Origin of the sequence: Mesorhizobium sp. M0145, from assembly GCF_040322355.1 — a bacterium.
Lineage (GTDB): Bacteria > Pseudomonadota > Alphaproteobacteria > Rhizobiales > Rhizobiaceae > Mesorhizobium.
In genome coordinates this window covers 58808-71408 of sequence record NZ_JAMYTK010000022.1, presented here as the reverse complement: position 1 = coordinate 71408, position 12601 = coordinate 58808, and the positions used below count along the sequence as shown (strand labels likewise).

The following is a 12601-nucleotide window of genomic DNA, read 5'->3' as shown; positions in this document are numbered from 1 at the left end:
CCGTGGCAGCCGGCGTTGCGACCATCTTGTGAAAGGCGACGCTGCCATCGTCAATCCGTCCGCCATGTTGCTCTCGTTGCGAGCTCATACGGATGCCCCTGTGCGACTGAAACGGAGATAAAATATGTCCGATGCGAAACTGCAAGCTGTGCTTTCGTCTCTTCCGCAAGGGACGCGACAGTTAGATGCTCTGCCGTCCAACGGACCGGCGCCGGACAGAAGTTTTGTCAAGCTGAATACGAATGAGAACCCGTTTCCGTTGCCGCCAATCATAATGCAAAGTGCAGTGGCGGCCCTCAATCGCCAGTATCTGTATCCGGACGACGATAACATCAGCTTGAGGGAAGCAGCGTCCAATACCTATGGCGTATCCACGGATCAGGTCATCGCAGGCAACGGGTCGTCTGAACTGCTCGGACTCATCTACAGAGCTTTCCTCGCCCCTGGCGACAAGGTGGCGATGATATCGCCAGGGTTTTCGTTCAACCGCAAACTTGCCATGTTGCATGGTGCTGAGTTTCTCGAGATCGGATGTCAAACTCATTCGCTGCCAATGGAGCAATTGCTTTCCGGTCCGGCAAAAGACGCCAAGTTCATTCTGGTGGCCAATCCAAACAATCCGACCGGAACATTCCTCTCGATAAGCAATATCGAACGCCTCGTGGCACAATCGGATCGCCTGGTCGTGCTTGATGAGGCCTACGTCGACTTTGCACCCGATCACGGGCTGCGCCTCATCAACCGTTATTCGAACCTTCTGATCTTGAGAACATTTTCGAAGAGCTATGCCGCCGCCGGCATTCGCGTCGGTTTCGGTTTCGGTCACCCTGAGATTATTGGCAGGCTGCGCAACATCCAGAACGTCTTCAACATGAACGTGATCGGGCATGCGGTTGGTATCAGCGTGCTTGCGCATCGCGGCGCCTACGCAGAGAACCACAAGCACATCAGACATGAACGACAGCGAGTGACAGCCGCACTGTCGCAACTTGGATTTTCCGTAACGCCCTCCCACGCAAATTTCTTGCTAGCCCGTGTGCCAGCGGGACAGGACGGCTCATGGTGGCAAGCAGCCTTGGAAAGGCAAAAGATACTCGTTGCCTACTTTCCGGACAATGGTTTGGAACATTGCATCCGCGTCAGCATCGGCACAAAAGAGCAATTGGATGCATTTCTTGCTGCCGCTCGCGATATAGTTGGAAGCTTAAACATACCAAGCACCACGGGCAGGGGAGCGTCAGGCTCTGCTCGTTCGGTACGCTGACGCTAATCCGATATCACACATTGCTATCTTTAGACTTGCTTGGTCACCCAAGCACGACAACATTTTTCTTTAAAATCAGGGACAATATCGAGTGACAAACGTCTTTCCTTCAAACCTAGCCTTCGGCATCTTCGATCATCTGGACGAGGACGGCCTCGATATCGCCCGGCAGTACGAAGATCGCCTGATATTAGCAGAGGCGTGCGATCAGCTAGGGTTCTATGCCTATCATCTCGCAGAGCACCACTGTACCCCCCATGGGAGAGGTCCATCGCCGAATCTGTTCTTATCGAGCGTCGCCCAGCGCACCCGGCGCCTGCGTCTCGGACCCTTGGTGATGCTGCTTGCGCTTTATCATCCGCTGCGTGCGTTCGAAGAGATCTGTATGCTGGACCAGTTGAGCGGTGGCAGGCTCGAACTGGGCATAGGGCGCGGTGCTCTCCCGATCGAATTGGGTTACTTCGGGATTGGTGCGGACGCGGTGCCGGGCCGCTATGCGGAAGCCAGCGAAATTCTTGTTGAAATACTTGTTAATGCCATGAAGGTTGGCACGCTGTGCTATCAAGGCCGCCATTTTGAGCTCAATGACGTTCCTTTGACGCTAAGACCTCATCAGCGTCCACATCCGCCGACATGGGTCGCCGCCAATCGACCCGAGTCCGCAGCCTGGGCCGCTGCGAATGGAGCAAATATCGCGTGTGTAGGACCTTCCTCTTCTGTTCGCAAAACTACAGATGCCTTCCGCGCCTATCGAGAGGACAACACTGACACGGGCGATCGAGCGCCATTTATTGGATTGCTCCGAATGGTGGTGATTGGGCGTTCTGAAACAGACGCGTATTCGATCGCGGCACCTGCTTACGAACGATGGCTCAAGAGCTTCCAATTCCTTTACGACCTTAATGCCATCCCGACTCCACCAAACCTGCCGCTAACCTTCGATGAGGCAATAGAGCGTGAATTGTGCGTGGTAGGATCAGCAGAATCTGTGCAAAAAGCTCTGTTAGATCAGTTGGAAGAGGCAGGTGCCAACTACCTGCTTTGTCAACTGGCATTTGGAAATCTGCCGCTAGATGCTTCCCTGTACACCGCGACGACCATTCAATCCGAAATCATGGCTCGACTTGTCTGACCATGAAATTGGCGGTCTGATCTGAAGGTTAAATCGTTGTAACAGCGCTCCCTCATCCACATGCTCGAGCGTGCACGTGGCGGGACGGGCAATCGGGAGGGAGGCCAAACTGACGACGAGCCGGCGGCACAGATTACCAGGTTTGTGCGTTGGCTGGCGTCTGGGCCATCGTGTGAACCTGCACGATCCTAATGAGATAATGGCCGAGCGCGTCACGATGCCGGCACGCGTCTGCTCGTCGGGCTCGCGCTAGTCGTTGCCCATAGCCCGCCGCAGAGGTTCTTCTCGCCCGGGGCGGCGCCGGTGCGGCGCTCAGATCCAGCTTCATCAGCGGCTCGGCGGTAGCAAAGCCGTCACTCGCTACGGCGCTGTTGAGGGCGCGCTCGCAAGCGGCTTTGCTACGCCGAGCGACACCACCTGGAGCGAGTTCGCCGGATGTCGCGGGGTGCACCGCGGTCGCATAACGATGCTGGAGCGTTCGCAGGCGGTCTTCACGATGTGCGCGAGTGCTTTGCATGAATGCTGCCTGCTTGCTAGTCTGCGGCGGCCTGAGTGGTCCGCCGGCACGCCCGAAAGTCAATGCCAGTGTCACAAGGCCGGCAAGACGTCAGGTCTGGGAGCCGGCTTGTACGGTCGTATCGTGTTCGGGAATATCGTCGAAGGAGGCGTAGTTGAGATTGTAGAGTTTGGAATACAGGCCCCCCACGGCTATTAGCTGATCGTGGTTGCCAGTCGCAACAACTTGGCCATTCTGAAGCACGATGATGCGGTCGACACCCCGGATCGTGGCAAGACGGTGGGCGATGACGAGGCCAGTGCGCCCTTCAAGCAGCTTTATCAGAGCCTTCTGAATCTGCATTTCCGTGTAGCTGTCGATGTTGGCGGTAGCTTCGTCGAGCACGAGGATCTTGGCGTCGGCGACGAGGGCGCGGGCGAAACTGATAAGCTGGCGCTGGCCGAGAGATAAGTTGTCGCCGCGTTCGCCAAGTTGGGTCTCATACCCGTCGGCGAGGCTCATTATGAAGTCGTGGGCGCCGACCGCCTTGGCGGCCTCGATCACCTTGTCGCGCGTGGCCTCTGTCTTGTGGTATCGAATGTTCTCGAAGACCGTCCCGGTGAACAGGAACGGCTCCTGCAGCACCATGGCGACCTGGCGGCCGAGCGATTCCTGGGTGAGATCGCGCACATCATGTCCGCCGACCAGCACTTGGCCCTGCTGAACATCATAGAAGCGGTGGACCAGGGCCATCGCGCTCGATTTGCCAGAACCGCTCGGCCCGACCAGTGCGACCGTCTCGCCGGGATTGACCCGGAAGGAGACATTTTTCAGCACCGAACGGTTCGGATTGTAGCCGAAGGTGACGTGCCTGAACTCGACCGAGCCGTCCATTTCGGGCGAGAGCACCTCGGCATTGGGTTTGTCCTGAATATCGATCTTGACGTCGAGCACATCGGTCAGGCGCTTGCCTGAGGCCATCGCGCGCTGCATGATCGAATACTGCAGGGTGAGTGAGCGGATCGGGTCAAAGAAGCGCTGGATGTAAAATAGGTAGGCAACCAATACGCCCACATCTATGCGGCCATTCATCACCATCGAGCCGCCGACCACAATAACGGCGGCCATGGCGAGGCCGGTGAGGCCATCGACGATAGGCACCATGACCAGTGCATATTTGGCAGCGATCAGGTGGGTCCTGAGGTTGGCATGGGCCTTGTCGTCAAAAAGGATGAAATTCACCTGCTGGCGGTCCATTGACTGGACGGTGCGCACGCCGTGAATGGCTTCGGCCAGCGCGCCGTTGACGACGGAATTAGTCTCGTGTGCAGCCATGAAGGCGGCGCGGGCACGCGGCAGCCAGACAATGCGGACGATCACCAGGACCGGCAGAACCGAGAGCGTCATGAGGCCGAGGCGGAAGTCGAGCCACAGCATTACGAAAACGATGCCGAAGAGAAGCGCAACATCGCCTACAGAATATACCGAGGTTTCGAGGAATTCCTGTATGGAGTTGACGTCGCCTTGCAAGCGCGACATAAGGCGTCCGACCTCGGTCTTGTCCATGAAGGAGAGCGAAACCTTCTGCAGATGGCCAAACATGGCGCGGCGGATGTCGAACAGGACAGTTTCGGCCACTTTCCCAACCACGGTTTCCTGCATGTAGCCGGCAGCGAAATTGACCAAAATCGCCAAAACGAACGCGCCGACGGCCGCAAGCTGGGCTGAGCGATCGGTCCTTGCCGGGTTCATGCCCTGGTCGATCGCGTAGCGGATGATCAACGGGATGAGAAGCTGCGTCCCGGTGAAGATCAGCATTGCTGCAATCGTGATTACTACCCTCGCCCGATAGGGACGGACGAAGGCCCAGATGCGCCGGAGGATGCTCTTGTCGAAAGCCCGGCCGAACATCTCCTCCTCGATGCGGTGCGAGCCGACAACTGCGCGCGGAGGGCGTCTGCCGTCGTCACGTTCGGCTTCGAGTTCGCCGGCGCGGCCCTTCGCCATCAGCGGGCGCCCCCATACTGGGTCATATTGTCATCACCCGAGCGCGTCTGGAGATCGTAAAGGGCCCTGTAGCGTCCCCGCTTCGCCAAAAGCTCTTGATGCGCGCCGCGTTCTACGATTTCGCCGTTATCGACAAAAAGGATCTGATCGGCGTGCATAAGCGCACTCAGCCGGTGCGCGATGATGATCGTCACCCGATCCTTGGCGAAGCGCCGCATCGCCGCGCGGATGCGCTGCTCGGTGCCGGCATCGATCGCCGCCGTTGAGTCGTCGAAAACGACGACGGAGGGGCGCAGCATCATGGTGCGAGCAATCGTGAGACGCTGGCGCTGGCCGCCAGAGAGAGAGACGCCGCGTTCGCCCACGACCGTCTCGTAGCCTGCTGGGAGCCCGAGGATGTAGTTGTGGAGCTGGGCGAATTCGCCAGCGCGTTCGATTCGCTGTCTCTTCGCCCAGGGATCGCCATAAGCGATGTTGTTCTCGATCGTGGTGGTGAATAGGAATGCATCCTGCTGTACGACGGCGACCGCCTTGCGAAGCGTCGCGAGGGTGACGTTGCGTATGTCCTGGCCGTCAAGCGTGATGGCGCCACCGGTCACGTCGTAAAAGCGGGGGACCAGATGAGCCATCGTCGATTTGCCCGAACCCGGCGGACCGACGATCGCGATCGTCTCGCCTCTACGGGCCTCAAAGCTGAGGTTCTTCAGAATGGCGCGGTTTTCGGCGCTGGGGTAAGCAAACGAGACATTGTGGAAGCGCAGAGTGCCGTCGCCTATCTCGAGCGGTCTGGCCTCGAGAGCATCCCTGATTCTGATCTCCTGGTCGAGGAGACCGAAAAGCCGCGAACCGCAGCTAGAAGCGCGGGCAAAGGCATTGACCATGAGGCCGATCTGGCGGACAGGCATTTGCAGGATTGTCATGAAGGTCAGGAAGGTCGCCACCGTTCCGACGCTGATCTCGCCAGCGACGAGCTTGCTGCCACCGATCCAGAGCACCAATCCCATTGCGAAAAAGAAGGACAAGGTCATCGCCGACGTGCTGGGCACGTAGATGTCAACGCGGTCGTTGGCGAGGTCGAGCGCGTTCTTGGAAGCGCCGTCGAACTTCTGCATCTCATAGGCTTGAGCCGCAAAAGCGCGGACCACGCGGATGCCTGCGAGATTTTCCTCCATCACGCGGCTTAGTACCGAAAGCCGCTCATGCAGGTCGAGCCAGGTGGCGCGCAGCCTAAGCTGTGTGGCCGATGAGCGCCAGGCGACAAAAGGCACGAAGCTCAGCGCGACCAGGCCGAGCATGGGATCGGTCGAGATCATCATGTAGGCGCCGATCCCGAGCAGCATGGTGAGCAGGACTACGCGAACGAGCGCGGTGGAAAAATACATCCGCACGCCTTGGAGATCGAGCATTCCGATGGTGATCAGATCGCCTGAATGGACCCGGTCGTGAAAGGAAAAGCTGAGACGCTGGATCTTGTCGTAGTAGGCGAGCCGCAGTTCGTACGCGACATGATGCCCGACGGCTTCCGCAAAATAGTTCTGCGCCATCGTGAAAAGGCCGCGTAGCGCGCTGACGGCGAGCAGCAGGAGAGCCGGGGTCCAGAGCGCTTGTCCTGCGGCGGCCCCCGCGACACCGCCCCCGATGGCTGTCTGGGTCTGGTCGACAGCCCGGCCGAGAAGCTGGGGAATGAGCAACTGGAGGATTGCCGCCATGATCGTCGAGCCCATGGCGAAGGCGACCTGCCAGCGATGCCGCAAATTCATACGCGTGATGCGCAACAGCGTACTTAAATCCCGGCCCCAGCGCGCCGCTTCCACATGGGTCAACGAATTCAGAGCGTTCGTTGCGCTGCCGATAGCATCACTGCTCACGGGTGTATTCCCGACTGCATTTTGCGCCTTCGAGGCAAGCCGAAGGACCAATCATCAAAGGGGCCCGCCATTGTTAATCCTGTCCACCACCTGCAGCAGTGCCCGTTCCTATAAGCCGAGCCGCGGCTTCACTTACTGGCATGTCGATCACGGTTATTCCGCTTGCCGCGAGGAAACGCGCTTCGTTTCTGGTCAGCGTTTCCGCGTCCATTACTGCGCAATGTGGACCTCGGGAGCGCTTCATGATCTGCCTGGCGTAGGTGCGCAGCATCTGATCGTTGAAGCGGCAGCCAACGAAGAAAAATCCACGGGTGATGCGCCGTTCCTTCACCACGTCTGGGATCGGTGTCTGGATATCGATTTCGGTCAGGACTTCGACATAGTCGGAATCTGCGACGAGAAAGTTTTGCGCCGGCCTAATACTCCCGTGAGGTGTATAGAGAACCGTATTTGCCCCCGATCGGGGGTCGAGTTCCCTCCCGGGCAAATCGTAGGTTTTCGTCCAAATGTTACCGATTTCGTTCGCCCGCGTGACGCCTTGTATCTCAACGACGTCCGTTCGGCCGGTCTCTACGAGAGCCGTGCGCATCGCGCCGTCGTACCAGCTGTCGACGATGAGGGAGAGCGGCAGCCTTGCGAGCCAGGCGTGGAGGAGGGTGGGCGCCACCGGCGCTGCGAATATGTCGGTCATCCAAGCTTGAAGCGTCCGGCGATGCCGGCGCTGTTCGATGAACTGCGCAACCGACCACATATTGGTGCGGATCCTGGAAGGGGCTGGCGCCCGTGCATTGAGTGCCGCGGCAACGACCTCCGGCGTATGCGGCACAGGCGGTTCCGCACAGTTGAACCCAAGAAGACCCGGACCGAGATAGGGGATCACCTGATCGGCGGCGAGCGCTTCCTTCGCCAGGTCAAGCAGCTTTTCGGCAAAACTGTCCCGTACGATGACCAGGTGGCCCGATGTCAGGATCGTGTTCATGCTCGTTCCTCGCGACGCACCTATCAAGGGGCAGCATCAGTCCTCTTCGGAAACCTTCTTTGCCTCGACGGTGATCGGCAGACGCGTATCCCGTGGAAGATCGGGTAGGAGGAGCCGCCACCCGTTCCTGAGCGTCACAGTTCCGCCCCACAACTCTTCCTTCTCGAGCTTGATGATCGGCTCTTCGAGGTCCTTCTTCGGGACATACGCCGACAAGCCAGCATCGGTCCTGCGGATCATGACTTTCATCTGGCCGTCCCTTCATTGGTATTGCTATCAGCACTGCAGGGCACCTCGGCTTTGTCGAGGCTCATCAGTTCACGCGCTCGCATGCCGACGACTGTGCCACGGTCGATCCATTCGACCGCATAGATGAAGAACTGCTGGAGAAAGGTGCCAATGTCGCGCACATATCCCTCGTCGCCCTTCCGCACGAGATTTTCGCCGATCTCCCTGCCAGGATAGGTGCCGTCATTCTTTATGTGGCGAGTGGCACGTACCCGCTCTCCCGGCATGAATCGTGGAGGCCTGCGGATTTCGACCTCCTCTTCGCGTCCGAGCGACATGTCCGTTCCCTGATTTCTCTTGAGGCTGCAGATCGTGAACAAAGGCGTTCCAGGCGTCCTGCGAAGCCATCCCCGACCATGTCGGCAGCCCAATGTCCGTCACGCAGGAACGCAGGTCTTCGGCACCGGGCATACCGAGGCACATTGCTGCGCATCGAAGACCCCCTCGCACTCGGTGCACTTGTGCGGCTCGATCACGTAGCTCTCGCCTTTGAACTTGATCGCGCCGGAGGGACATTCGAATTCGCAGGCGCCGCATTGGGTGCATTGGGATGCGATGATCTTGAAAGCCATTTTAACTCCTGGTCCGAATGAATGAGACAGCTCAGGCCGTCGCCGCGAGTGCGGGGGTCCCACACGCGGCGGCGTAAATCGCGCTGATTGCGGTCTCGATATAGTCATGGGCATAAGCGTCGGTGGCTCGGATTCCAGCGTCCGCGAGCTGATCCTGCGGGCAATTTCCGATCTTGGCGCACAGCACGAAATCTATGCCTTCAAGCGCTGCGATGACGCCATCGAGGGTGGCCTCTGCGCCCCAGCCGCCGAGGCAATACTGCTCCACCTTCCGATGCCCGACAAAGCTGATCCCTCTCGGCGAGGCTTGATAAACCTGGAATTCCTTCGCATGGCCGAAATGTTCATTGACGCGGCCGCCGCCCTTGGTCGCCACCGCGAAGAGAAGGGACTTGCCGGGGCTCGCTGCCTTGACCAATCCGATCGCTTCTCTCCTAGCCGCCACGTGATCACGGCGCTCCTCCGCGACCAGCTCCCGATAGGCCTTGCGATTGCCGGCATCGTAGGTGACCTCGCCGGGAATCCGGTCGACTGTGAATTCCTGGCCACGATCCTCTCCGAGCAGGCCGACGGCATCTGCCCGGCACTGCCGGCAGTGGCGCATCAACTGGGCGCCGCCTTCGACACGATCCTGAAGAGCCTTCATCTCCATTGCGTTTGGGCCGCGTTGCCCGCTCAGTCCGTAGTGCGTGCCGTGCGCCGGGTCCGAAATCAGCGGCATGAGGTTGTGCAGGAACGCGCCTCGCTCCTTGACCCATCTATTCACCTCGATCAGATGCTCATCGTTCACGCCGGGGATCATCACCGAATTGATTTTGGTGAGGATGCCGCGCGCGGTCAGCATCTCCAGAGCCAACATCTGCCGCTCGTGCAGGATCCGGGCGGCTTCGATGCTGACGTAGCGGCGATGGTTGTAAAAGATCCAAGGATAGATCTTTGCACCGACCTCAGGGTCGACCATGTTGATGGTGATCGTCACGTGATCGACATTCATGTCGGCAAGCTCATCGACATGGTCCGGCAGCGCGAGCCCATTCGTGGAGATGCAAAACTTGATGTCTGGGATTTCCCTGGCAACTCGTTCGAACGTTGCCTTCGTCTTCTTCCAGTCGTAACAGGCATCGCCCGGTCCGGCGATGCCGAGCACGGAGAGCTGCGGCACCTCGTTGGCGACCGCGACCACCTTGCGTAGCGCCTGGTCGGGCGTCAGCTTTTCGGAGACCACCCCAGGCCGGCTTTCGTTGGCGCAGTCATATTTGCGATTGCAGTAGTTGCACTGGATATTGCAGCCGGGCGCGACCGCGACGTGCATGCGCGCGAAATAGTGATGCGCCTCTTCTGAAAAGCAGGGGTGATCCTTGATCTTCTCCCAAACAGCCGGATCCGTGTCGTCCGGCTTTATCGACGAGCCGCAGGACGAAGACGCGCAGCCACCGGCTTTCACGGTGGCAAGCAACTGGTCATCGAATGTCGTGCTGAGGCTCTCAAGCGAAATTGCCGGTGCGGACATCGAACGGCTCCGTTGCTGGGTGAATGTCGCAGTTCAAACTGCAAGAGCTATGCCAGCTCAAAGAGCGGTTTTGGTTCACGAATTGGCTTTCGTGTCGGATTCCGTCGGATTGCTCCGACACACCTTTGTCGGGCTTCCGACAGTGGACAAGCAAATCGGGTCGCGAAGGCTACCAGCCTAGGGCGCGAAGGGTGTGAGGGAGACTACTCCGGGCTTACGTTTGACGTCATCACGACGTCTAGAATTTCTTCACCTCGATACCATGCCGGCGCAGGGCGTAGCCGACTTGCCGCGGCGTGAGGCCGAGGATACGAGCCGCCCTGGCCTGAACCCAACCGGCCTTGTCCATCGCGTCGATCACCCGGTCGCGTTCCGTCAGACGCGGGGGACAAGCGGGATCGTTCGGATCGCCGGCCGTAAGGGGAGATACCTTGCCTGCGGAGGCACCGATGCAACTGGCCGGCAGCCGCAATCCGGCCGGCACTGCGTTGACCCGTGCGAGATCGTCGATGGCATTGCCGCCATTCGAGCGATCGGCTCGTTTCCAGAGGAGCCAGGAAAGGCACTGGCTCTTCTCACAGGCGAAATCGGATGGAGTGATCGTCCTTGAACGCGCAAGTGTGGCCGTCCTTTGGACGCAATTCTCCAGCTCGCGGACGTTACCGGGGAAGTAGCATTGCGAAATCAGATCAAGCGCCGACGGCGCGAAGGCGAGTGCGCGATCGTTCTCCTTGTTGAATCGGTTCAGAAAGGCGTTCGCAAGGCGTGGAATATCGCCGGGTCGCTCTCTGAGCGGAGGCAGGATAATTGGCACCACATTGATGCGGTAATAAAGGTCGGCCCTGAACTCCCCTTTTATGACGGCCGTCTCGAGGTCCTTGTTGGTGGCGCATATGAGGCGCACGTCGACCTGTAGCGTTTTGGTGCCGCCGACTCGCTCCAACTCGCCTTCCTGCAAGACACGCAACAGCTTGGCTTGAAAAGCCGGCGAAATCTCGCCGATTTCATCAAGTAGCAGCGTTCCCTCATTTGCCAATTCAAAACGACCGGCGCGCTGGGAGATAGCACCCGTGAAAGCGCCCTTTTCATGCCCAAACAGTTCTGACTCCAGAACGCTTTCAGACAGTGCGGCGCAGTTCAATTTGACGAAAGACTTCTTCCTCCGACGTGAGAGCTTATGGATGGCTTGCGCAAAGAATTCCTTGCCGGTGCCGCTTTCACCCCGCAGAAGCACGGTGGAATTTGTCCCTGCTACGACCGAGACGGTTTCGAGCACCTGCTTGAGTGCGGGGCTTTCCCCGATGATCCCGTCGATTTTGACATCCGCATGCCGGGCAGGGTCGTAGGTCCTCGCCTCGTTGGGCGATTTCTCCGGTCTGAATTGCTCATGGACAGACAGCTGACGATCTGTACGCAGGATGCGATGGAGACGGATGGTCCGGCCGACAAGGTTGGCGACCATCGTCAGGAAGTATGTGTCCTCGTCGTCGCGAAAGTCGGTGGCGCCGTCTCCGGCGCGGTCGATCGACAATGTCCCAAGGATCTTATGATCAGCCTTTAGCGGGATACCGATAAAGGCAATTGGGATCGTTCCGCCGCTCGAAAACGTTTGAAGGTCAGCCTGAAATAGTTGGGACTTGCGCACGTCCGGTATGACGAGCGGCGTCCCCGTAGCGACGATTTGATCTGTTACGGCCTGTGGTATGACGCGGCGAGTGCCTGTTTGAGGTGCTTGGGTATTCCCGGCACTTGCGGCAATCTCCGGCTCTCCTTCAGCGTCCAGGACGACGATTGCTCCGTGACGCATCTGCAGAAACGAAGGCAGGACGTTTATGACATTGGCGAGCGTAATCTCCAGCTCGCTGGGGGCGGTCAGCACCTTCGATATCTCGTAGAGTCCCCTGAGCGCCATATCTGATTGGGGCATGCTTTTGATGGGCGGTTCAGGGCGGGTCTCCCGAGGTCCTACCTCGTCGACCCGATCTTGCGGTCCGTGGGTCATGGAAACACCTCAGGGATTGTCGTCCAGAGTGCTCCTCCTTTTGTATCTGAATTCTGAAAGCATAGTATTCACGAGCTTCTCTTCGTTGCGAGGCGATTCCAGCAAAGATAGACTTGGCGTTGGTCGCGACCTCATGTGTACCAAGATTGACCCTGTTGATACGGTGCGTGCCTCGGTCATCCGAATTTGAAGAGGACTCCGAAGCCGCCGCGTGGATAGTTCCACTCGATCTCGCCACTGGTCTCGCACAAAATCCGGCAGGTGCCGCACTCCATGCAGCCGTCGGCAGTGATCTCCACTTGACCTTTGTCGTTCAACTCATAACATTTCGCCGGGCAGACGTGGGTCAGCGCGAGCAAGTTCGCGCTTGGCCTCTCGTGCGGTAGCACTTTGATATGCGGACGGCCGGAATCCACCAAGTAGCGGTTCTGGTAAAGCTTGTCCTCGACACGTGACTTCGTCACCGCGATCGTCATTTCGTCT

The 12601-nt window shown here is 58.8% G+C and carries 11 protein-coding genes; 2 read left to right on the top strand and 9 right to left on the bottom strand.

Annotation, left to right across the window (positions count from 1 at the left end; genetic code table 11):
- The first annotated feature begins 124 nt into the window (after nucleotides 1–124).
- Both hisC and NKJ28_RS25755 read left to right on the top strand, forming a co-directional pair.
- Nucleotides 125–1264 carry a histidinol-phosphate transaminase gene (hisC, locus tag NKJ28_RS25760; RefSeq protein WP_352542067.1) on the top strand — a complete coding sequence of 380 codons (1140 nt, stop codon included), beginning with the start codon at nucleotides 125–127 and terminating at the stop codon, nucleotides 1262–1264.
- A 91-nt stretch (nucleotides 1265–1355) separates the two neighbouring features.
- Nucleotides 1356–2396, top strand: a complete 1041-nt coding sequence (locus tag NKJ28_RS25755; protein ID WP_352637426.1) for an LLM class flavin-dependent oxidoreductase — start codon at nucleotides 1356–1358, stop codon at nucleotides 2394–2396.
- Between the two features lie 607 nt (nucleotides 2397–3003).
- On the opposite strand, the gene NKJ28_RS25750 is transcribed toward NKJ28_RS25755, so the two are convergent.
- The 9 genes from NKJ28_RS25750 to NKJ28_RS25710 form a co-directional block, all read right to left on the bottom strand.
- Nucleotides 3004–4899 (bottom strand): ABC transporter ATP-binding protein, encoded by a 1896-nt coding sequence (locus NKJ28_RS25750; protein ID WP_352637425.1) that lies wholly within the window; start codon nucleotides 4897–4899, stop codon nucleotides 3004–3006.
- Nucleotides 4899–6767 carry an ABC transporter ATP-binding protein gene (locus NKJ28_RS25745; protein WP_352637423.1) on the bottom strand — a complete coding sequence of 623 codons (1869 nt, stop codon included), beginning with the start codon at nucleotides 6765–6767 and terminating at the stop codon, nucleotides 4899–4901. Before NKJ28_RS25745 ends, NKJ28_RS25750 begins: the two co-directional genes overlap by 1 nt.
- Nucleotides 6768–6840: 73 nt before the next feature.
- Nucleotides 6841–7746 (bottom strand): SIR2 family NAD-dependent protein deacylase, encoded by a 906-nt coding sequence (locus tag NKJ28_RS25740; RefSeq protein WP_352637422.1) that lies wholly within the window; start codon nucleotides 7744–7746, stop codon nucleotides 6841–6843.
- Between the two features lie 36 nt (nucleotides 7747–7782).
- Nucleotides 7783–7995 (bottom strand): putative nitrogen fixation protein NifT, encoded by a 213-nt coding sequence (nifT, locus tag NKJ28_RS25735; RefSeq protein WP_352457024.1) that lies wholly within the window; start codon nucleotides 7993–7995, stop codon nucleotides 7783–7785.
- Nucleotides 7992–8312, bottom strand: coding sequence for a nitrogen fixation protein NifZ (locus NKJ28_RS25730; protein ID WP_352450751.1), 321 nt, complete (start codon nucleotides 8310–8312; stop codon nucleotides 7992–7994). The genes nifT and NKJ28_RS25730 overlap by 4 nt, the downstream gene beginning before the upstream one ends.
- Before the next feature lie 99 nt (nucleotides 8313–8411).
- The gene (locus tag NKJ28_RS25725; RefSeq protein WP_352457023.1) at nucleotides 8412–8606 is read right to left on the bottom strand and encodes a 4Fe-4S dicluster domain-containing protein; all 195 of its coding nucleotides are present in this window, start codon (nucleotides 8604–8606) and stop codon (nucleotides 8412–8414) included.
- 31 nt (nucleotides 8607–8637) lie between these two features.
- On the bottom strand, nucleotides 8638–10116 hold the full coding sequence (gene nifB, locus NKJ28_RS25720; protein WP_352637420.1) for a nitrogenase cofactor biosynthesis protein NifB: 1479 nt from the start codon (nucleotides 10114–10116) through the stop codon (nucleotides 8638–8640).
- Nucleotides 10117–10354: 238 nt separating this feature from the next.
- A complete protein-coding gene (nifA, locus tag NKJ28_RS25715; RefSeq protein ID WP_502902217.1) occupies nucleotides 10355–12118 on the bottom strand; it encodes a nif-specific transcriptional activator NifA in 1764 nt (587 codons plus the stop codon).
- A gap of 176 nt (nucleotides 12119–12294) precedes the next feature.
- Nucleotides 12295–12594: a ferredoxin family protein gene (locus tag NKJ28_RS25710; RefSeq protein WP_352480510.1), complete on the bottom strand. Its 300-nt coding sequence runs from the start codon at nucleotides 12592–12594 to the stop codon at nucleotides 12295–12297.
- Nucleotides 12595–12601 lie beyond the last annotated feature (7 nt).

What these genes read in the sequence shown, in the direction of transcription:
- hisC (WP_352542067.1), top strand. Translation starts at nt 125, where the DNA reads ATGTCCGATGCGAAACTGCAAGCTGTGCTTTCGTCTCTTCCGCAAGGG.
- NKJ28_RS25750 (WP_352637425.1), bottom strand. Translation starts at nt 4,899, where the DNA reads ATGGCGAAGGGCCGCGCCGGCGAACTCGAAGCCGAACGTGACGACGGC.
- NKJ28_RS25740 (WP_352637422.1), bottom strand. Translation starts at nt 7,746, where the DNA reads ATGAACACGATCCTGACATCGGGCCACCTGGTCATCGTACGGGACAGT.
- nifT (WP_352457024.1), bottom strand. Translation starts at nt 7,995, where the DNA reads ATGAAAGTCATGATCCGCAGGACCGATGCTGGCTTGTCGGCGTATGTC.
- NKJ28_RS25730 (WP_352450751.1), bottom strand. Translation starts at nt 8,312, where the DNA reads ATGTCGCTCGGACGCGAAGAGGAGGTCGAAATCCGCAGGCCTCCACGA.
- NKJ28_RS25725 (WP_352457023.1), bottom strand. Translation starts at nt 8,606, where the DNA reads ATGGCTTTCAAGATCATCGCATCCCAATGCACCCAATGCGGCGCCTGC.
- nifB (WP_352637420.1), bottom strand. Translation starts at nt 10,116, where the DNA reads ATGTCCGCACCGGCAATTTCGCTTGAGAGCCTCAGCACGACATTCGAT.
- nifA (WP_502902217.1), bottom strand. Translation starts at nt 12,118, where the DNA reads ATGACCCACGGACCGCAAGATCGGGTCGACGAGGTAGGACCTCGGGAG.
- NKJ28_RS25710 (WP_352480510.1), bottom strand. Translation starts at nt 12,594, where the DNA reads ATGACGATCGCGGTGACGAAGTCACGTGTCGAGGACAAGCTTTACCAG.